This is a genomic window from Methylorubrum thiocyanatum (genome assembly GCA_014138645.1).
Classification (GTDB): domain Bacteria; phylum Pseudomonadota; class Alphaproteobacteria; order Rhizobiales; family Beijerinckiaceae; genus Methylobacterium; species Methylobacterium thiocyanatum.
In genome coordinates this window covers 775,074-794,394 of record JACJIB010000002.1, presented here as the reverse complement: position 1 = coordinate 794,394, position 19,321 = coordinate 775,074, and the positions used below count along the sequence as shown (strand labels likewise).

General features: G+C 70.2%; 16 protein-coding genes and 4 pseudogenes. 7 read left to right on the top strand and 13 right to left on the bottom strand.

The window, feature by feature from the left end:
- Window positions 1-119: 119 nt before the first annotated feature.
- Window positions 120-527: pseudogene (locus tag HNR51_RS07495) on the top strand (SDR family NAD(P)-dependent oxidoreductase); the annotation flags it as partial.
- Between the two features lie 84 nt (window positions 528-611).
- On the opposite strand, the pseudogene HNR51_RS07490 reads toward HNR51_RS07495, so the two are convergent.
- Window positions 612-1,202 (bottom strand): annotated as a pseudogene (locus HNR51_RS07490) (IS110 family RNA-guided transposase); the annotation flags it as partial.
- 93 nt (window positions 1,203-1,295) lie between these two features.
- Between HNR51_RS07490 and HNR51_RS07485 the strand changes: the two are divergent.
- Window positions 1,296-1,759: pseudogene (locus tag HNR51_RS07485) on the top strand (transposase); the annotation flags it as partial.
- A 23-nt stretch (window positions 1,760-1,782) separates the two neighbouring features.
- On the opposite strand, the pseudogene HNR51_RS26660 reads toward HNR51_RS07485, so the two are convergent.
- From HNR51_RS26660 to HNR51_RS07455, 7 genes and pseudogenes are all read right to left on the bottom strand, one after another.
- Window positions 1,783-2,283, bottom strand: a pseudogene (locus HNR51_RS26660) (transposase family protein); the annotation flags it as partial.
- Window positions 2,284-2,405: 122 nt separating this feature from the next.
- Window positions 2,406-3,101 (bottom strand): class I SAM-dependent methyltransferase, encoded by a 696-nt coding sequence (locus tag HNR51_RS07480; RefSeq protein ID WP_182554539.1) that lies wholly within the window; start codon window positions 3,099-3,101, stop codon window positions 2,406-2,408.
- Between the two features lie 61 nt (window positions 3,102-3,162).
- A complete protein-coding gene (locus tag HNR51_RS07475; RefSeq protein ID WP_141950017.1) occupies window positions 3,163-4,218 on the bottom strand; it encodes a glycosyltransferase in 1,056 nt (351 codons plus the stop codon).
- Window positions 4,215-5,162: a glycosyltransferase family 2 protein gene (locus tag HNR51_RS07470; protein ID WP_182554505.1), complete on the bottom strand. Its 948-nt coding sequence runs from the start codon at window positions 5,160-5,162 to the stop codon at window positions 4,215-4,217. The genes HNR51_RS07475 and HNR51_RS07470 overlap by 4 nt, the downstream gene beginning before the upstream one ends.
- Window positions 5,163-5,196: 34 nt before the next feature.
- A complete protein-coding gene (locus HNR51_RS07465) occupies window positions 5,197-6,339 on the bottom strand; it encodes a glycosyltransferase (RefSeq protein WP_182554504.1) in 1,143 nt (380 codons plus the stop codon).
- 13 nt (window positions 6,340-6,352) lie between these two features.
- A complete protein-coding gene (locus HNR51_RS07460; RefSeq protein ID WP_182554503.1) occupies window positions 6,353-7,237 on the bottom strand; it encodes a glycosyltransferase family 2 protein in 885 nt (294 codons plus the stop codon).
- Window positions 7,234-9,300 carry an HAD-IIB family hydrolase gene (locus HNR51_RS07455; RefSeq protein WP_182554502.1) on the bottom strand — a complete coding sequence of 689 codons (2,067 nt, stop codon included), beginning with the start codon at window positions 9,298-9,300 and terminating at the stop codon, window positions 7,234-7,236. Before HNR51_RS07455 ends, HNR51_RS07460 begins: the two co-directional genes overlap by 4 nt.
- A 58-nt stretch (window positions 9,301-9,358) precedes the next feature.
- On the opposite strand from HNR51_RS07455, the gene HNR51_RS07450 reads away from it, so the two are divergent.
- On the top strand, window positions 9,359-10,399 hold the full coding sequence (locus HNR51_RS07450) for a glycosyltransferase family 4 protein (protein ID WP_182554501.1): 1,041 nt from the start codon (window positions 9,359-9,361) through the stop codon (window positions 10,397-10,399).
- Entirely contained in the window at window positions 10,399-11,583 is a 1,185-nt protein-coding gene (locus HNR51_RS07445) for a glycosyltransferase family 4 protein (protein ID WP_182554500.1), read from the top strand. Before HNR51_RS07450 ends, HNR51_RS07445 begins: the two co-directional genes overlap by 1 nt.
- Window positions 11,584-11,651: 68 nt before the next feature.
- On the opposite strand, the gene HNR51_RS07440 is transcribed toward HNR51_RS07445, so the two are convergent.
- Window positions 11,652-12,677 (bottom strand): glycosyltransferase family protein, encoded by a 1,026-nt coding sequence (locus tag HNR51_RS07440; RefSeq protein WP_182554499.1) that lies wholly within the window; start codon window positions 12,675-12,677, stop codon window positions 11,652-11,654.
- 103 nt (window positions 12,678-12,780) lie between these two features.
- Here HNR51_RS07440 and HNR51_RS07435 point away from each other — a divergent pair, with 103 nt between their 5' ends.
- A complete protein-coding gene (locus tag HNR51_RS07435; RefSeq protein ID WP_210279862.1) occupies window positions 12,781-13,392 on the top strand; it encodes a glycosyltransferase family 29 protein in 612 nt (203 codons plus the stop codon).
- A gap of 9 nt (window positions 13,393-13,401) precedes the next feature.
- A complete protein-coding gene (locus HNR51_RS07430; protein WP_182554497.1) occupies window positions 13,402-14,046 on the top strand; it encodes a hypothetical protein in 645 nt (214 codons plus the stop codon).
- A 10-nt stretch (window positions 14,047-14,056) separates the two neighbouring features.
- On the opposite strand, the gene HNR51_RS07425 is transcribed toward HNR51_RS07430, so the two are convergent.
- The 4 genes from HNR51_RS07425 to HNR51_RS07410 form a co-directional block, all read right to left on the bottom strand.
- Complete coding sequence (locus HNR51_RS07425) at window positions 14,057-14,311, bottom strand: hypothetical protein (protein WP_182554496.1); 255 nt, start codon at window positions 14,309-14,311, stop codon at window positions 14,057-14,059.
- Window positions 14,312-14,391: 80 nt separating this feature from the next.
- Window positions 14,392-14,892 (bottom strand): SDR family oxidoreductase, encoded by a 501-nt coding sequence (locus tag HNR51_RS07420; protein ID WP_182554495.1) that lies wholly within the window; start codon window positions 14,890-14,892, stop codon window positions 14,392-14,394.
- A gap of 109 nt (window positions 14,893-15,001) precedes the next feature.
- A complete protein-coding gene (locus HNR51_RS07415) occupies window positions 15,002-16,237 on the bottom strand; it encodes an MFS transporter (RefSeq protein ID WP_182554494.1) in 1,236 nt (411 codons plus the stop codon).
- Window positions 16,238-16,944: 707 nt separating this feature from the next.
- Window positions 16,945-17,124, bottom strand: a complete 180-nt coding sequence (locus HNR51_RS07410; RefSeq protein ID WP_182554493.1) for a hypothetical protein — start codon at window positions 17,122-17,124, stop codon at window positions 16,945-16,947.
- Window positions 17,125-17,555: 431 nt separating this feature from the next.
- Here HNR51_RS07410 and HNR51_RS07405 point away from each other — a divergent pair, with 431 nt between their 5' ends.
- Window positions 17,556-19,304: an HlyD family secretion protein gene (locus HNR51_RS07405; protein WP_182554492.1), complete on the top strand. Its 1,749-nt coding sequence runs from the start codon at window positions 17,556-17,558 to the stop codon at window positions 19,302-19,304.
- Window positions 19,305-19,321 lie beyond the last annotated feature (17 nt).

The window sequence follows — 19,321 nt, the reverse complement described above, 5'->3', positions numbered from 1 at the left end:
GGGCTCACCCCGAACGCGTTTGCAACCCGGCCCAAACAGGACCAGAACCAGAACAGACTCTAGTTATGAACGGGGGAAGACAGGGGGCAAGGTCATCGGACACTGCCAGAGGATGCCCGATGACGATCGACCCCCGCGAAGCCGGTGCCCGTCCGCCTTTTCCCGGCGAGCAGCAACAGGAGCGGCCTGGTCTCACGTCGCTGATGACGCCGGCGCCCGATCACGGTGAGACGAGCTACGTCGGCAAGGGGCTGCTGACGGATCGCGTCGCGCTCATCACCGGCGGTGATTCCGGGATCGGCCGAGCGGTTGCGATTGCCTATGCCCGTGAAGGTGCGGACGTGGCGATCTCCTACCTGCCCGTCGAACAATCGGATGCCGAGGAGACGGCGCGCTGGGTCGAGAAGGCCGGACGACGCGTCCTGCTTCTCCCGGGCGACCTCCGAGAGGAGAACCATTGCCACGAGCTCGTGGCACGGACGGTCGCCGAACTCGGTCGTATCGACATCCTTAGCAACGCCGCCGCGCAAACGATCACGCCGTGCAGCGCGGCCGGGATCAGCGCCAGCGTGTCGTTGATCGCCTCCGGCAGCGTCACCACCGTCGAGACCGAGCGCGGCGGTTTGCTCCTGCAGATGGCGCACCGTGCCAACAAGCACGGCGAGGCAGGCACGGGCGGCTTGCCGGATGTCCGAGGAGGGATCCTCGATCTGGGCGATCAGCCGCTCGACGTGGGCGGGTCCCTTTGGTGCGATGAGGCCGTACGCTGCCAGATGGCCGCGTAACGCATTGATGGCCTGCGTGCGCTGGCCGACCAGCACGTCGCGAACCCGGAAGATCACCGCTGCCGCCTGCTTGGCCTCGCTCTTCACGGCTACCAAGCGCATGGTGGGGCGCTGTGCGGCCTCGCAGATCGCCTCGGCATCGGCCGCATCATTTTTCTGCCGCTCGACGAAGGGCCTCACGTAGGCCGGCGCGATCAGCTTCACTGTATGGCCAAGCTTGCCGATCTCGCGGCCCCAGTGATGCGCGCCGGGGCAAGCCTCTATCGCGACGACGCAGGGCGGCTGGACGGCGAGGAAGACCAGCACCTGATCGCGTCGCAACTTCTTGCGGAACACTGGCGCCCCGGCGGCATCCGCGTCGTGGGCCTGGAAGACGTTCTTGGCCAGATCCAGGCCGATGGTGCTAACCTCTGTCACGGACCGCCACCCTCCGGTGGCTCTCGACACCACTAACCTGACACGTCGATGACGTCGGGGGCATACACCCCATCACTGGAAAACCGACACCGTCACTGGAAGACCAACACCGTCACCGCCGCCCTGCGCACCAGCGGCCTCACCGCCACTGCACTCTTCGATGGGCCGATTACGGGCGCTCGCTTCCGCAGCTATGTCGAAGAAACCCTCGTCCCAGCTCTCGGACCCGGTGCTACCGTCATCCTCGACAACCTGAAGGCCCACAACGTGACGGGTGTGCGCGAGGTCATCGAGACTGCCGGGGCGAAAGTGCTCTACCTCCCGCCCTACAGCCCGGACTTCAATCCCATCAGGGGATACCCCGATCGACCTGTCGGTCGGTGACCCCTCCGCAGATCTTCGCCAAGCTGAAAGCCCTGCTGCGGAGCGCAGCCGGCCGCCCCGTGCCAGACCTCTGGGACGCCATCCGGAACGCCTTCACCCGGTTCACCCCAGACGAGTGCCGCAACTGCATCGCTTCCGCCGATTATGATACCGACTTGCCCGTTGCTACCTGAACCGGCCCGGCTCTGACGACCTACTCTGGCATACTGGGAAACCGGTCGAGGAGCGGAATGTTGTGAGGCAGTTCGTGGACCGGCCCCGGGGCGATGCGGAAGGCAACGGCGCGGCCGTCCCCTCGGCGATCACGAAGGTCTTGACGCCATAGCTGCCACAAGAGCGGCCACGTGCTTCAAGTACCTCTCGCTTGGCCGCAGATCCCGCTTTTTGCTACCCCAACGCCTTTTCGTGAACCGGCACGTTGCTGCCTTGAAGGAAGACCATGCTCGGCGCGACGCTGGGCTCATGCGCGATCGAGCAGCCGCTCTCCCACCACGGCGCGTGTCCAACGGATGAAGAACTGTGCCGCCTACCACCAGGTACCCAACTTCTCGAGGATGGCGAGCGACTTCGCCCCGCTCTGATGTCGCCAGAAGATTGCAGGGATCGTGCGCCGAAGCTCCTCGGACGGTGTCTTGGCCGTTAGGCGACAGGCGTCGGTCAACGGCTCCAACTCAACCAACTGCTCATCTGACAGCACACGTCTTCCCACTTGAAAACGAGAAAACGCCAGACTCTAAAATCTGTCCAGGCGACGGCAAGCCCTAAAGCGGACCTCTAAACTCCATCTCCACCACCGGTCTACTGAAAGTGTATCACGGGCTATGCGCCCTCGTCAGCGTCACTGGGATCACTGGGTTTGATAAATTTGCACTTGCCCTCGAACGACCAGGGGCCCCGCACGCCGAACTCGGCGCAGAAGGCATCGACCGCGCGGGTGACGCCGGGGAAGCGGCCTCCGCGGCGGTCGTAATCGTCTGCGATGAACAGACCGCCGGGGCGCAGCACGGGCCACCATGCCCGGAGATCGGCGGCGACCGATGTCTCTTCGTGGCCGGCGTCGAGATGGATCACGTCGGCAGTGACGCCGCGCAGGCGCAGCAGCTCGGCGGCGTTCACCGAGTCGAGCGGGAGCGGGATCACTCGCTCGGCCTGTCCCTCCCGCAGGACGTTGGCCAGGAAGGTGCGGTAGAGGCTCGGGAAACCGTGCTCCGTGGCGAGTTCGGCGAACAGGCTCGCCTCCGCCCAGTGATCGACGGCGCCGAGCCAAGTATCGACGGCGATGATCGTGCCGGCCACATCGCGCTCCGACATGGCGCGGGCGAAATGGAGTGCGCTCGCGCCCTTCCACGTGCCGACCTCGACGATCACGCTTGGGCGGAACTGCTCCACCGCCTCGTCGAGATATGGGTGCTGGCTGCGCCAGCCCTGCAGGTCGAGGGGACGCAGCGTCTCCGGCGGGTCGGCGAAGGGGTCGCGGCCGTGCCACAGGGCGGCGATGAGATCCTGACGGGTCAATGTCTTCTCGAAGCTCATGTACATCCTGGCCGGGGACGGCCGATTCGAAGGGCGACCCGGCTCAAGCAGCGCGGGCCTGTGCGTAGAGCGCCTCGCAGCGGTCGAGCCATCGCTCGCGGGTGAACAGGCGCAGGACGCGGGCGTGGGGGACCGTGCGCGGGATCGCCAGCGTCGCGCCGATCGCGCCCGCGAGGGCGGCTTCGTCGCCCACCGAGACGAGACGGCCAGCCTCGCCAACGACCTCCTCGGCCGCGCCCATGGCGAATCCCGCCACGGGCAGACCGCAGGCCATCGCCTCGACGGCGACCAGCCCGAACGGCTCGTCCCAGCACGGCGTGAACAGGAACACGGAGGCTCGGCCGATCCTGCGGGCGAGTGTCGCGCCGTCGCAATGGCCGCCGTAGCGGATCGGGCCGCCGAGCAACGGGGCGACTTCGGCTTGCCAGTAATCCGGTTCCTCGATCGGGCCGAACAGCGTCAGCGGCAGGCCGACCCGGCGGGCCGCCGCGACGGCGTGGTGGGGGCCCTTCACCCGTGCCATCCGCCCGCACCAGACGGCGCTGCCGTCACCCTCCTCCTGGAACGGCCAGGCGGCTGGATCGATGCCGTTCGCCAGCACCGATACGTCTTGCGGCACGCCGTCCGGCCACCAGCCCCGCGCATGAGCCTGCGAGGTCGCGGTGATCCGGTGGCCGGGGGTCAGGCTTTCGTGCACGAACCAGCGCAAAGCGTCGTAGGGCGGCACGTGCAGCGAGGTCACCGTCGGCACGGCCGTCGTGCGGTGGCGCTCCAGCGGCAGGCGGCTCAGGCTGTTGTTGTGCAGCACGTCGAAGCCGCCCGCCGCGATCCGGTCGCAGGCGGCGGCATAACCGGCGTCGACATGCGCCTTGAGCCCGGCGTCGCCCCGGTGCTCCATCCCCGGGAAGCTCGCCTCGTGATGCACCGGGATCACCGGGTCGATGACGAAACGCCGGTCGCTGTCGCCCGCGGCGAACAGCGTGACGTCGTGGCCGCGTGCGCTCAAGCCTTCGGCGAGATGCCACGTATAGGCCTCCAGGCCCCCGGCGAAGGGCGGGGCGATCGGATGGCGCAGATGGGCGAGGAGCGCGATCCTCACGCTGTCACCGGCGCGATCGCAGGCTCGGGTGCAGGTTCGGCCTCGCGCGCCCGCGCCTCGAGATGGCGGATGACGGAGGCCGAGTTGGTGTAGGGCTGATGGCTCTGCTGGCCGGTCAGCGCGAGGTCGGCGGCATCGGGCCGGCGCAGGATGCGGATCGGCCGGTCGGGCGTGTCGTCGATCAGGCCCATCACCCTGAAGGCGTGAAGCCAGTGGCCCATGGTGCGGTAGCCCCACTTGGCCTCGAACAGCTCGGCGTTGCGCACCACGCTGTCGAGATGGTGGATCGGCGGCATGTGGTGCGGGTGGTACTGGTGATAGGCCAGCGCGCCCTTCATCCAGGCGATCGGGATACCGCGCCGGTCGAGGATCTTGCCGAAATCGGTGTCCTCGCCGCCGTAGCCCGTATAGCGTTCGTCGAAGCCGCCCACCGCCTCGAACGTCGTCCGCGAAATCGCGAAGTTGAGCGACCAGAAGCAGCGGTAGTCGCTGCAGATCTCGATGCCGGAGGCCGGCGGGCCGCGCCGGTCGGAATGCTTTTCGGCGACCCGCGCGAGGTCGTCGTAGTCCCAGTCGCCGAACGTCGCGTGCTCGGGCAGGTGCAGCACCTCGCCCATGAGCAGGCCGTCGAGCGCCGACAGCCCTTGCGCGTACTCGGCCACGAAGCCGGGCGTCGGGATGCAATCGACATCGAGGAAGGCGATCCGATCGCCGGATGACGCCGCGACGCCGCGGTTGCGCGCGGCGGCGAGCGGCAGCTCGGTCCCCTCGACGCGGATCTGGCGCACCGGAAAGCCGACCTCGGGCAGGTCGTAGAGCGCGTCCTGCATGACGGCGACGACGAACTCGGCGGGTTTCTGGGTCTGGCGCTCCAGCCCGAGCAGGACGTTGCGCAGGTGCGCGGGCCGCCCCTTGGCCAGGGTGACGACGGAAACGGTGGACATGCGGGCTTCCTGGAGTCGGGCGAAGACGGTTCGTTCAGTGGGTCGCGACGACGCGCAGCGGGGCGGGCGCGTCTTGGGCGGCGCCCTGCCACAGCTCGTCGGTCAGCCCTTCGAGCCAGCCGGCGGCGCGCGCGGCGGCGTCGGGGGCGTAGAGGCCGCGCAGGATGCCGCCGTCGAGACCACGGGCGCGGGCCAGCAGATCGCGCCAGCCCTGAAGGTCGCCGGGCCATTGCGGGGCTTGGACCGCGGCGCCCAGGCGCACCAGCGCCTCGGCCTTGCGGGCCTGCTCGCCGAAATAGCGCCATTCGGGCATGACGATGAGGCGCCCGCCGACGCGGGCGACCTCGTGCACGGTGTTGTCGCCCGCCGAGGCCACGATGATGTCGGCAGCCGCCAGATAGTCAGTCACGGACGGCACCCAGCCGAGTTCGCGCAGGTTGGCGAAGTCGGTCTCGTGGCCCTCGCGGTGGGTCGGCCCGAGCGTCAGCCACAGGGCCTCGGGCGCGGCGCGGGCGGCGACGGTGAGCGGCGCGTAGGGCGTGCCGCTGCCCCCGCCGCCGGTGACCGCCACGATGATTTCGCGGTCCGGGTCCAGGCCGAGCCGGGCGCGCGCCTCGGCGCGCTCGGGCACGCGATCGACGCTGGTGCACAGACCGCCGCTGTAGAACGTCTTGGCCCGCAGAGGCGCCGCGTAGTCGTCCTGCTCCAGCCGCTCGTCGAAGGGCGCGAGCATGCCGACGCAGGCTTCGTAGGCGCCGAGATGGCCGATGTCGCCCCGGTCGCCGTGCATGCGGATCTGCACGGCGGGCACGCTGGCGATGCGTGCGAGCAGCGCGATCTCGGCGGAGACGTCGACCACGAACAGCCCGATCTCGCGGGCGTCGAGATGGTCGAGGATGGTCCGCATGGTCCGCCGCATCTCGGGAAGGCCCAGCGGCACGCAATGCATCACCGGCGGCGTCGGCTCGGCATAGAGGCGCTGAGTCGGCACCGCCGCGCCGATCATGTTCGGCAGCGTCACGATCTCGATGTCGCGTGAGAAGCCGTCGAACAGGTGCGGGCCGGCGGTCAGCACCGAGACCGGGCGGTCGCGGGCGAATTCGGCGGCCACCGCCATGGTGCGCTGGGCGTGGCCGCGGCCCTGGTGGTGGACGAAGAACGCGATGGGTTTTTTCATAGGCTCGCAGTCGTCAGGAGAAGAGCGCGTCGGGCCGGAGGGCTGCGGCGATCTCGTCCGCGCTCGGGGAGCGGAGGAGGCGGATCGCAGGCGCTTCCGCATTCCAGGCGATGAGGCCGGCGGCCCGAAACTGGTCGAGCCAGTAGGTCATGCACCAGCGCCCGTGCCTGGCACGGAAGCGGGATGCGTTGGCGAGAATGGCCGAAAAGTGCTGGAGCGGAGGCACGTGGACCGGATGGTGCTGGTGGTAGGCCCGCGCCCCGGCGACCCAGAAGGTCGGGAGCCTGGCTTCCGCGAGGCGGGCGGCCAGATCCGTCTCCTCGCCACCGTAGCCAACATAAGTCTCGTCCATGCCGCCGACCGCCCGCCACGCCTCCGCCGGCAGGGCGAAGGACAGGCCCCAGAGCTGGCCGGCATCGGGCTCGCGCCGCAGGCCCGAGGCGGGCACCGGGGGCCGGGCCGGGTGGGCGCGGCCGAGCCGGTCGAGCGTGGCGGGGTCGAGGCCGTCCGCGGCGGCGTCCGGCGGCAGGTAGAGCACTTCGCCGAGGAACAGCCCGCGCTCGGCGCGCGCCGCATCAGCATAGGCGGCCACGAGGCCGGGCGAGGGGATGCAGTCCACGTCGAGGAAGACGAGGAGGTCGCCGGACGCCGCCTCGGCTGCCCGGTTGCGCGCGGCGGCGAGCGGCATCGGCTCGCCGGGAACGTGGAGATGGCGCACGGGGCATTTGGGATCGGGCAGGTCGGGGGCGCGCTCCGGCTGCATCCAGGCGATCACCAATTCGCGCGGGGATACGCTCTGGCGGGCGAGGCCGCCCATCAGGCGGCGCAGGCGGTCGGACCGGCCGCGGACCAGAGTGAGCACGCTCGCCGGAGCGGGAGGCACGGGCGTGTCGGTCATGCGGTGGTGGCCGAGGCGGCATAGGCCACCGCCCGGCGGAAATGCAGGACGCCCTCGATGATGCCGCGGGCATGCGAGGCGCGGGCGACGTAGGAATGGGCGAGAGCCGCGTGGCTGGCCAGCCCATCGGAATAGTTCGCCACGATGATCGCCTGCGCCCGGTCGCGCAGCATCTCGACGTCGTTGCCGGAATCGCCCGCCACGAACACCGCCCGTTCAGGGAGGCCGTAGAGCCCGCGGACGTGATCGACCGCCGAGCCCTTCGAGGCGGTCGCGGGGAGGACGTCGAGGTAGCGGCCGTGGCTGTGGATCACGTTGGCGGTGAGCCCGGCCTGCGAGAGTCGCTCGCGCACCCGCTGTGCGGTCTCACCGTCGCCGAAGAAGCTGAGCTTGTGCCCGCGCTGCTCCAGCGGTCCCTGCGGGACGAGCCCATCGAGGCGGCCGAGCGCCGTGTCGATCCCCTCCCGGTCCCAACCGTCCGAGACCGCCGCGCGCCACGCGGCATCCGCCGTGTAGGTCACGCCATTGGCGTCGAGATGGTAGATCTCCGATCCGACCGAGGTGATCATCACCTGCGGACGCGGGCTCTCCTGCTGCTCCAGCACCGCCATGGCGCTGTGGAACGAGCGACCGGTGGCGACTCCGAAGGCGAGGCCCGTCTGGCGGCTGCGCCAGCGCCGGAAGGTCGCGAGCGCCGATTCGCAGCCGACCAGGGTGTTGTCGATATCGCAGATCAGGAGCTGGCGCGGGCTGCGCAGGGGCGGGGTGCGGGCGAGCAACGCGGCGAGCAGGGCATGGTAGCGCGCGGCGTGCCGGTCCCAGTCGTAGGCCGCGGCCGCCCGCGCCCCACCCACGACGCAGGCCGCGCGGAAGGCGTCGTCCGTGAGGATGTGCAGGCAGGCCGCCGCGATGGAGGCGGGCGCCCGCGGATCGACCAGCAAGCCGTTGCCGCAGGTCTCGACGATGTCGTTGGGGCCGCCGCTGTCGGTGGCGACCAGCGGCAGGCCGGCGGCGGAGGCTTCCAGCAAGGTCAGGCCGAACGGCTCGTTCAGCGCCGGGTTGACGAACAGGCCGCCGCGCTCGCGGGCATAGGCGTAGATCGCCGGCACGTCGTCGGGGCGGTGCGTCTTCGGGTAGGCCACACGCCCGTAAAGGTCGTAGCGGTCGATCAGGACGAGGAGATCGCGCAGGGTGGCGGCCATGTCGCCATCGAGGGCGTCGATGTCGTCGCGGGTGCCCGCCACGATGACGAGGTTGGCGTGTTCCTGAAGTTCCGGGCTCTCGCCGTAGGCCCGCACCAAAGCCGCGAGGTTCTTGCGCGCCACCGGCCGGGCGAGCGCCAGCAGCGGCGGCTTGTCCGGCTCACGCAGGAACCGGTTGATCGTGGCATCCACACGCGGATGCGGGCGGCTCGCCGAGAAGCGGGCGAGGTCGCTGCCCGGCGGCAGGACGCGCACCCGGCCCGGATCGTAGGAAGCGTAGCTGCCGTACTGCACCTCGGCTTCGTCGCGCGACGAGGCGACGACGAGGCTCGCGCGGGCGAGCGCCGCCTCCTCGGTGGCGATGCGCCGCGTCAGCTCGGGGCGGATCGCCGCCTCGCCGAGCATCGCCGCCTTCACCCGCCCGAGGGAGTGGGCCGTGAAGACGAAGGGGATGCCGAGCCGCTCTTCCACGATCGCCGCCACCGCAGCGGCCTCGGCGTAATGCGCGTGGACGATGTCCGGCGGGTGCGGTTGACGTCCGATCCAGGCCACGAGGTTCTCAGCGTAGCTCTCGACCTCGCCGTGCATCTCCTCCTTCGAGCGATAGCCCGGCGACGCGCTGGCGAGCCGCACCAGCCCGACCTTGTCGGCGATGCGCTCTTCGGGCACGGCGTAATCCGGGCCCGGCGCGCCGTGGAACAGCCGCGTGGCCATCACGATCCGCGTGACGGCCTCATCCCGGGCCGAGGCCCCGACCAGATCGAGCAGGTAGCGGATATGGCCGCCGGTATCGGCTGTCAGTCCGTAGACGACGTCGCTGCCGCGCAGGCAGCCCTGGAGGGCGACGTGTAAAACGAACATTGGATGGTCTATGGACCGGATCGTCCTACACGAGTCACATCATATGTAGGTGGAACGCTTGCTTCGCGTCGCTCAGATCGCCCCGAATATCTTTCCCGTTCCACCCCTGCACCATGGCGGCACCGAGCGGATCGTGCACGACCTCTCCGCGGCTTTGAGAGGTCTCGGCGTCGATGTGACGCTGTTCGCCTCATCCGACAGCGTGACCGATCTTCCCCGCATCGGTGACCATCCGAGTCTGGCGGCCCTGGAGCAGCGGTTCGGCCGGGTCGCGCCGGGCGTGCCGGCAGCCCTCGACGCCTTGCAGCTGGAGGCTCTGCGCCTGCGGCTCGACGATTTCGACATCGTGCATGGCCACGGCGAATTCGCCCATGCGGCTCTGCTCGGCCCCCGTCGCCGCCACAGCCTCACCACGGTGCATTGGCGCGTGGACGAACTCGACCGCGCGCTGTTCTTCGCAGGCTTTCCCGACCTGCCCGTGGCGGCGATCTCGGCGGCGCAAGAAGCCGGCATCCCGCCGGCCAACCGGGCGGGTGTGGTCCATCACGGCCTCGCCGCGGACCGCTACCCGCTGTCCCTCGCGCCCGCCGAGCACGTGGCCTTCGTCGGCCGGATGACCGACCAGAAGCGGCCGGACGTCGCGATCCGCGTCGCGCGCGCCGCCGGCCTCCCGATCCGCCTCGGCGGCACGATCGATGTCGGCAACCCGGATTACTTCGAGCGGAGGGTGCGCCCGCTGCTCGGGAATGATGCCGCCTATCTCGGGCCCGTGGACGACGCGGCGAAGAGCGACCTGCTCGCCGGGGCCCGCGCGCTCCTGTTCCCGATCGACTGGCCCGAGCCCTTCGGCCTCGTGATGATCGAGGCGATGGCGCACGGCACGCCGGTGATCGCCCGGAACAACGGCTCGGTCCCCGAGATCGTCGAGGACGGCGTGACGGGCTTCGTCGTCGCCTCGGAGGAGGAGGCCGTCGCGGCGCTCGCCCGGATCGACCGGCTGGATCGTCGGCAGGTGCGCCGCCGCTTCGAGGCGCGCTTCACCGCCGAGCGCATGGCCCGCGACTACCTCGCGATCTATCAGCGCCTGCGCGCCGCCTGATGCGCGTCGCGCTGCTGACCTGGGACTACCCGCCGGCCCCGAGCGGGCTCTCGACCGCGGCCCGCGAGATCGCCGAAAGCCTTGCCGAAGCGGGTGCGGACGTCACCGTGTTCACCGTCGACCGCATCGGCCGGGCGCGGGTCGGCGGCGTCACGATCGAAGGCCTCGCGCTGCCGCCGGGCGGCGGGCTGGCGCGCCTGCGCCTGTGGGGCTCGCTCGGGCATCTGGCAGCCCCTCTTGCCTTTCGGCGGGCGGTGCTGGCCGTGCACGCGCGGGCACCCTTCGACGTAATCGAGGCGACGAACTGGTACGCGCCCGCGGCGCTGCTCGCCGGCCGGCGCGACCTGCCGCTGGTGACCCGCAGCTCGACCCCGGCGGCCTTCACCCGCGAGGGTGAGCGCGGCCTCCGCGACCGCCTTGACGGCCGTGCCGCCGACGCGCTGGAGCGGCGGCAGGCGCGCGGGAGCGCCGGGCTTATCGCCAACACCGAAGCGCATGGCGCGGTGATCGCGCAAGTCTATCGCCTGTCCGGGCGGCAGCCCTCGGCCGTCATCGGCCTCAGCCTGCCGCCGGAGCTTCTCGCCAGCGCCCGCAGCGCCCCTTACCCGGAAGAGGATTCCCCGGTGCGCCTGCTCTTCGTCGGGCGGGCGGAGGCGCGAAAAGGCTTCGACGTCCTGCTGGCCGCGGTCGCGATCCTCGCCGGGGAGCAGGAGCGGGGCGACCTGCCGCCGTTCCACCTCGACCTCGTCGGCGTGCCGCCGGGCGACCTGCCGCCGGGCCTCGGGCCGGACTTGGAGCCGGCCGCGCACCGGCAGATCAACGCCCGCGGCCGGATCGACGCGGCGGCGTTGGCGCAGGCCTATGCGGAAGCCCACGCGGTGCTGGCGCCCTCGCGCTACGAGAGCTTCGGCCTCGTCTATCAGGAGGCCATGGCCTACGGCCGGCCGGTGGTCGCCTGCGCCGAGGATGCGAGCGCCCGCGCCTTCGTCGGCGAACCGGGGGCGGGACCGCTCGCAGAAGCCGCCACCGGCCCGGCCCTGGCGGATGCCCTGCGCCCGCTCCTCGTCGATCCCGCCCTGCGCCGCGCCTATCGCGCCCGCGCCTTGTCGGCAGCCGGGCGGTTCGACCGGGCGAGCCTCGGGCGGGAGACCCTGGCGCTGTACGAGGCGGTGCGGCGGGCCTGATCGGCTTTGCCGAGCCGACCCGGTCTTTGCCCTCGGCCCACCAGTGGTCTCAGCCGTCGGGATCCGATTCAGTCGCGGTAGGGGCTCAGCAGGGCCTGCGCTTCTTCGAGGCGGCCTCGGCCGGGATCCATCGACTCGTAGCGGCGGGAGCGCGCCTCGACATGGGAGCGGCTCAAGTGGTGTTCGATCGCCCCGTGGAGGGTGATGAAGCTCTCGGGCCAGCCGCCCGCCAGCAGCGGCCGCTCGTGCACTCGGCCGGCATAGGCCACGTCGCGGCGATTGAGCCGGTACTGCACGTCCGGGAAGACGTCCGCGAGGACGCCGTCGACGCGGTTCCTCCGCGCCAGCCCGATCGAACGAACGGCGCCGGCCTCGGCCATCCCCGCCAGCGCCGGCAGCAGCCCTCCGGTGGCGAAGGCGAGGCTCTCGTCGGCGTCGAGTTGCAGCATCCACGGGTTTCGGGCGAGCCGCTGAAGCGCATTGCGTTGCGCGGCGAAGTCGTCGGAGAGCGGCCGGGCCGCCACCCGCACGGCGCCAAGCGCGAAACCCGGCACCGCCACCGCCCGCGGTGGAGCCGTCTCCCCATCGAGCAGGATCGCGACGTCGTCGGTCCAGCCCGCCTGGGCCGACAGGCTCGCCAGCACCCCGTCACATTCGGACGGCCGGCAGAGCAGGCCGAGGGAGACAGGGCGCGTCTCCGCACGATCCAGATCGTAGAGCTCGGCCCGCGCGGCGTGCTCCGCGTGCGGATGGAGCAGGGCCCCGCGCCCCCCGGCGTCGAGCGGGCGGAGGCCGCGTCCGAGCCGGGTCGCGGCGATGCGCAGCGTATAGAGGTCGAGCCCGTAGGGCGCCTGCCCGTCGGGGACGAAGACCGCCCCGGCCAAGGCCTCGGTCAGGTGCGCGCGGCAGCGGGAAGCGTCCGCATGCCTATCGAGCAGGACGCCGCAGGAGCCGCAGGCGAGCGCAAAGGCGCGCCGCCCCCCATCCGGAAAGGTGAGGTGCCGCTCGCTCGGGTTCAGCATGTCGGCGGCGCAGACGAAGCACCGGCGGAGGGTCGTCACGTGGAATTGTATCCCCTGCGGCGCCAAGCGCATCCGGATGCACCGAACCAGCGCCCGACCTTGGCGGTTCCCCGCACGATTCCGCCGAGCCCCGACCTCCGTGCACGCTGACACCCCCCTCTTTCGATCCGAACCGTTGGATGTCTCGCCGGGCGCCTCCCTCGCGATCGTCGGCAATGCGCCGGAGACCGGCGCGGCGGCGGCGATCGATGCGGCGGCGATTGATGCGGCGGACTGCGTCGTGCGCTTCAACAACGCCGCGGGCTTTCGTGCCGCCACCGGCTCGCGCGTCACTCACCTCGCCCTGGTCAACCGCGGCGGCCAGATGCGCGAATGGCTGGAAGACCGGCACTTCCTGGAACGCCCGGCGGTACGGGCGGCGAGAGCCTTCATCCTGCCCTTCCCGATGCTGCCCGCGGAGCACAACCGCCCAGAGACCATCTGCTGGACCCGCGAGGTTTTGGCCCTGCTGCGCCCGTCGGGCCGTCCGGTCCACATCCTTCCGGAGGCGCTGCACGAGCGGGCGCGCCGCCTCCTGGCGCCCCGCACGCCGGGGCGCCCGAACCCGAGCACCGGCTTTCTCGTGACGCTGGCGCTCCTGCTCGCCCGCGGGCAGGGCGCGGCGCCGGTCCAAGCCTACGGCTTCGGCTTCGACGGCTGGCCCGGCCATCCCTGGGCCGCCGAGCGCGCGTGGTTCGCGGACCAAGAAGCGGCGGAGCGCCTAAATCTCCATCCCCTGAGCAAGTGACCCACGCCCATGCCTACACTGATCACGGTGCTGAAGGGCGGCGGCCGCTACGACGCGACCTGGGTCGAGAGGCTGGCTCGAGGCGCGCGCCGCCATGCCCCGGCCTTCGAGCGCATCCTCTGCCTGACCGACCTGCCGCTCGCCGTGGAGGGCGTCGAGGCCGTCCCCCTGCGCCACGATTGGCCGGCCTGGTGGGCGAAGATGGAGGCGTTCCGCCCCGGCTTGTACGAGGGCACTGCGCTGTTGTGCGACCTCGACACCGTCTTCAACGGCCCCGCCGACGCTCTGGCCGAACCGGGCCTTGCAGCGATGGAGGACTACTTCCACAGGGGCCGCGTCTCCAGCGCGCTGCTGCGCTGGGACGGCGATGCGCTCGCCGGGCTCTATGCGGGCTTCGCCGCCGAGCCCGCGCGCTGGATGACCCCCGGCTCCTGCGGCCCGGTGCCCAATGCGGTCCACGGCGACCAGGTTGTGATCGACCACCTGCTTCGGCGGGACGGCCTGCGCCCCCGCTTCTTCCAAGCCATCGCGCCGGACCTGCTCGACTTCTACGATCCCCGGCGCGACGCCCACGGCCCGGTCGTGATCTTCATCGGCGCATCCAAGCCCGACACCGCCCGCGGGTCGGTCCACGCGGCCTGGACCCGCGCCTGACGCCAGCGCGTCAGGACTCGGCCCGCAGGCTCTTGATGAAGCGCCGGGCGATCTCGCGCACCGCCTCGTCGTCGCGCGCCGTGCCCTCCGAGCGATCCCAGAGATGCGGAAGGCTGTCCTCGAGTTCGTCGAGCATGCCGGGATGGCGGCCGGCAAGGTGGCGCAGGGCCCCGAACAGAAGGTGCTCCACCGCCATCTCGCGGCGGCGGGCGGCGATCACCTCGGCGGTGTCGGGGGAGGCGGCAGTCGGGTCGGATTCGCTCATGCGCCGTCAACGGGACGGGCGCCTTGTGGGTTCGCGGTCGCCGATGCCGCAGCCGATCCCGCACCCGCATTCCGGCCGCCTCACCACGGCACCGTCTCTCCGGCATGGTCGAGGAAGACGCAGCCGCGCTGCCCGAGTCGGGCTTCCAGCACGCCGACCATGCCGCGCGCGCTCGTCTCGACATCGAGGGTGGCGCGTCGCCCGCCGAGATCGGTGCGCACCCAGCCGGGATGCATGAGCACGACACCCCAATCCGCTCCCTTGTGCTGGCCGGCGAAGGAGCGCGCGAGGGTGTTGAGCTTCGCCTTGCTCGCCCGGTAGCTGCTCCATCCGCCGCCCCGGTTCAGCGACACTGAGCCAAGCTTCGAGCTCATCAGCACGATCAGCCCGCCCGGCGCCACGCGGCGATGAAAGGCCTCGGCGAATCGAACCGGACTCACCGCATTGGTCTGGAACACCGCGCCGACGAGGTCCCGCGGCAGCAGGGCCGCGGGCGTGCCAGCCTGCGTGGCGACGCCGGCCACGACGAACACGAGGTCGAAGTCCGACGCCTCCGCCAGCCGTGCGCGCATATCGGCCACAGTGCCGTCGTCACCATCGCCGCCACGGTCCTATGGCTCCGGTAACTGTCCACGCGACCTAGAATGCCGAGGCTGGCGTTCGATGATGGACCGACATTCACACGACCCGTCAGGCGGGCTTCAAGCTGGCGGCGAGGCGCTCGCGCCGCTGGGTTCGACGGCCGGGCTCCGAGGTTGCATCAAGCCAGATGACGAGGGCGAGCGCGATCAGGGCCGGTGCCCCGAGCGCCAGAAACGAGCCATTCCAGCCGAGAACGGACTGGGCGAGGCCGCCGTACCAAGCTGAGAGCGCGCCGCCGATGCCCTGAACCGCGTTGACAGTGCCAAGCGCCGTCTGGGTTCGGCCTGAGCCCCAGGTGAGATCGGCCACCACCACCGGTACGGCCACGCCGACGATGCCGGAGGCCACTCCATCGAGGATCTCGGCCGAGATCAGCCACACTGGGTCGTCGATGAAGGCGGACAGGGCTGCGCGCACGGGCAGCACCGCCAGTGCGACCAAGAGGAGCTTGCGACGACCGCGCTTGTCGGCGAGCGAGCCCGCGAACAGCGCCACCGGAATCATCACCAATTGCGCCACCATGACGTAGCGGGCGGTCCAGGCCGTTGCGTCGCTCCCGGCGGCGACGAGCTTCTGGCCGAGCAGGGTCAACATCCCGCCGTTGCCGAGGTTGAACAGGGCGAGCGCCACCGCCAGCACCATCAGCTTACGGTTCGAGAGCACGCTGCGGGTCGTCGCGCGCTCCGGCCTGTCGTCCGGGTCGTCTTCCTTCCAGCCGACGGCGCGGCGCCCGTTGTAGCAGTGGCCCGGCGTCGTCAGCGTGGCAATGATCGCCAGCACCGCCATCGCCCCGAGCACCCAGAAGGCGACGGCCGCCCCGAAATAAGCGGTCCCGAAACTGATCAGGCCGGCCGCGATCAGGATGCCAAGATGGTTGTAGGCCTGATTACGGCCCTGTTGCTTGGGAAAGCGGTCCTTGCCGACGATGCCGAGAGTGAGTTCGGTGATAGCCGGCAACAGCAGCACGCCGCCGGCGGCGGCGACCATTTGTGCGGCGAACACGGCCGGGAAGGACTTGGCGGGCAGGATGAGCAACGTGCCCGCGAGAATGGCGGCGCAGGCGGCGGCGATGAGCAAGCGGGGTCGCCCGATCCGATCGACAACGGCTCCGGCAGGCCCGCTCAGGAGCAGGGCGCCGACCCCCACCAGGGTCGTGACGAACCCGACACGCGCGGGCGACCAGCCTCCGGTCTGAGCGAGCCAGGTGCCCAGGAACGGACCGAGGCCTCCCTGGATGTCGCCGGTGAAGACGTTGATGAGGGCGAGGTGAGTGGTGGCGAGCATGCTCTCGAACCCGTGCGCCGCGTGGCGCGAGGACAGGTCACGAGAGACGTTCTGACGACACAAACCGTTCCGCGGCGTCTGTCAGCGCAGGAGATGGTATGTACGAGCAATGAAAAAGAGGCGCATCCGAACCCTTTGAGCAACGTACTTGCTCGAACGGAACGCTCGGCATTCGAAGAACGTTTTGTCCGCGATGTCTGGATCCGAAGATTGACCTTGAAGAAGCTTTCCCCGGCCTTGTAAGCCGACGGGCGTCAGCGTCGATTGCGCCGATCGCGAGGTGGGGTGCCGCGTCGCCTTCCACCCGACCGATCGCGTCCGCGAACGCGAACCTGCCTGAGACCAGTACGGCTGTGCCGCCGCCGGTCTAGCCGCTCTCGCGCGGAACCTTGCCAGCGGGCTCGGCATTTCGATGCTCCTCCCCATTCGCGGGGGGAAACGGATTGCCCGAGGGCGTGGGCTCGAACCGAGCTTGGCGCATAACGGCATCCCGACCGGCGGCCTCCGCCTTGATCGCCGCTTACTTTGCCCCCCGGCCTAGCACTCGATCCCCCCGTTGCCGCGCGCCCGGTCGAGGGGGCGTCGGTTATGCAACGCCCCGACCGGGCGGAAGATGGCGTCACGGACGACCGCGAGTCTCCTCCCAATGACCACGCCGCTGCTCCGCGGTCCGGACCGTTCAGGTCCGCCCACCGCTCCGGCTCGGCTCAGCCCCGGATCACGTCCGCGATCGCGCAGGTATCCGATTCGATCGTGACGATGTCGTCGCGCAGCAGGTTGTAGCGGTCTCTCCGATAGGCCGACGCCAGGTTCGGCATGGCCGGCGGTAGGCTGTGCAGCGTGACCGAGCGCCGGACCGCAGTGCCGACGCCGACGCTCAAGTTCACGCGGTCGACCCAGCCGACGCCGGAGCGCGTGACGGACTGGCGGCACTCGGTACGCTTGCTGCCGTCTGGGCGGCTACGGACCTCGCGATGGCACCGACTTCACTGCGCGCAAAGCGCCGCAGGGTCTCAACAGGCAAACAATCTTCGCACCCAGCGCCCGGATGACAAGAAGCTGAGCGAATGTGACTACATTTCTGCCACATTTCCGTCAGTCGTGTGCACCGCAACCGTGAATTGGATACACGTTTACGATGAGTAAGAGCTGTCTATATCCAGAATATATTCTTGCATGGCTGCGTTCAATTCGAATTTAACGAAAAATTTTCGCAACCCTTTTGGCGCCGCAGCAATTCCTGGGGCGTCGCACGGCCGGTGATCCGAACGCTTGCCGCCCGCAGAGCGACCCATTCCACGCGCCTGGAGTCGGCCTCTTGTCACAGCCTACCCTCACGTCTGCGCCCGAGCACCGCCATGGCCGGCTCGTCCGCTTGTCGAGCGTCGGTCTTGCCTCGGTTCTGGCGATCCTGATCGGTACCTCAGTTCTTCCGCCCCTGGTGGCGGACCAATCCGATCGCGCGGTGGTCAACGCCCCGGTCACCCTGCTCACGGCTCCGATCGCGGGCGATATCGGGGCGATCCCGGTCGCGGCCGGGGACAGCGTCGATCGCGGTTCGCTGGTGGCCCAGATCACCAACGACCGCCTGGACCGCGCCACGGCGATCCAGCTTGCCGGGCGGGTTTCCGAATTGCGGGAGCGCGCGCTGGCCGCCGAGAACAAGCGAACCTCGAACGAGGCCTATCTCGCGGCTCTCGAACGAGCGATCCGGGATCAGTCCGCACAGATGACCCAGGTTCTCCGCGCGCAGGTGGAGGAGCTCAGAGCCAAGATCGCCTCGGCCAACGCGTCGGGCGAGGAGAAGCGGGTGCTCATGGAGCGTCAGGTCGGCATGGTCGCCCGCGACGTGGCGAGCCCCGACATGGTGAAGTCGACGACGCAAGCCTTCAACGCCGCGATTCAGGAGAAGAAGGCAGCGGAAGCCAAGCTCAATCAGAAGACGGTCCAGCTCGATGGACTGGCGCGCGGCCTGTTCCTGGGCGACGAACTGCGCAGCCTCGCCGACCTGTCGCAGAAGCAGCTCTCGATCACCTATGACACGCAGCGCCTCGCCATCGAGGAGAAGGAGCTGAAGGCCGCGATGGTCGATCAGCAGGCTTTGCTGACGCGGGAGAACCAGCGCCTCGACCGGTTGACGACCTCCGAGATCAAGGCGTCGGCCAAGGGTGTCGTCTACAACGTCAACGCGACGACCGGGCGGCATGTCGGCGCCGGCGACAGTCTCGCCTCCGTCGTGGATTGCGAGCGCAGCTTCGTCGTCGCCATCTTCTCCTACCGCCAGGGCCAGAACCTGCAGGTGGGAAGCGCGGTGACCATCTCCGGTGGATCCGTCGGGCCTCGCCGAGGCATCGTGACCGAGATCCTGCCCAAGACCAGCGACACGGTCGACGCAACCTACGCGGTGCCATTCCCGCAGACCGAGCGGCGCGAGCTCTACGTCCTGGTCAAGCCCGAGCCGTTCCCGGCTGGCGCCGCGGCATCCGACAGCCCCGTCGAGGCGGCGTGCGGCGTCGGGCGCTGGGTGACGGTCACGCGGGAATCCGGTTGGGTGCCGTCGACCTCCGTCGTCTGGCGCGATCTCGGCGACGGCGCGGGCGGCCTCGTGACGAAGGTCGCGGCCGCCGCACCCGATCTCGCGCAAACCGTGGCCGATCACACCCGGTCCATGGTCTCCTCGGCGAGCGATGTTCTGAAACAGGTCGTTGCCGCCGGGGCGGATGTCGTTGGCCCTTCGAAGGCCGGTCACGACGTCCCGGTGCGACCGGAGACGGGAAAGCCCCCGGCCAGCGCAGCCGTCGGCGGGGAGCGGTCCGCGACCCAATCGGCGGCCGTTGCGCCCGCTCTCTCCCCGGAGGGGACGGCCGATGCGCCCGTGGTGTCCAGTGAGACACCCGCGACCGATCGCATGGCCCCGGTTCCGCCCTTGCGCATGGGGCCGCAGCCCGCCGATGTCACGCCCGAGCGCCGCATCTCGATGCCGCCACTCCCACCAGCTCGGCCGCGCTTGTTCCAGAGCGAGGCTCCGAAGCAGACCGGTCGCACGGCCCAGGAGGCACGCAGCTGAGGGCGGTCGCCGCCGCG

What these genes read in the sequence shown, in the direction of transcription:
- HNR51_RS07470 (WP_182554505.1), bottom strand. Translation starts at nt 5,162, where the DNA reads ATGTCCACCGTTTCCGTCGTCACCCTGGCCAAGGGGCGGCCCGCGCAC.
- HNR51_RS07465 (WP_182554504.1), bottom strand. Translation starts at nt 6,339, where the DNA reads ATGAAAAAACCCATCGCGTTCTTCGTCCACCACCAGGGCCGCGGCCAC.
- HNR51_RS07460 (WP_182554503.1), bottom strand. Translation starts at nt 7,237, where the DNA reads ATGACCGACACGCCCGTGCCTCCCGCTCCGGCGAGCGTGCTCACTCTG.
- HNR51_RS07455 (WP_182554502.1), bottom strand. Translation starts at nt 9,300, where the DNA reads ATGTTCGTTTTACACGTCGCCCTCCAGGGCTGCCTGCGCGGCAGCGAC.
- HNR51_RS07445 (WP_182554500.1), top strand. Translation starts at nt 10,399, where the DNA reads ATGCGCGTCGCGCTGCTGACCTGGGACTACCCGCCGGCCCCGAGCGGG.
- HNR51_RS07440 (WP_182554499.1), bottom strand. Translation starts at nt 12,677, where the DNA reads ATGCGCTTGGCGCCGCAGGGGATACAATTCCACGTGACGACCCTCCGC.
- HNR51_RS07430 (WP_182554497.1), top strand. Translation starts at nt 13,402, where the DNA reads ATGCCTACACTGATCACGGTGCTGAAGGGCGGCGGCCGCTACGACGCG.
- HNR51_RS07425 (WP_182554496.1), bottom strand. Translation starts at nt 14,311, where the DNA reads ATGAGCGAATCCGACCCGACTGCCGCCTCCCCCGACACCGCCGAGGTG.
- HNR51_RS07415 (WP_182554494.1), bottom strand. Translation starts at nt 16,237, where the DNA reads ATGCTCGCCACCACTCACCTCGCCCTCATCAACGTCTTCACCGGCGAC.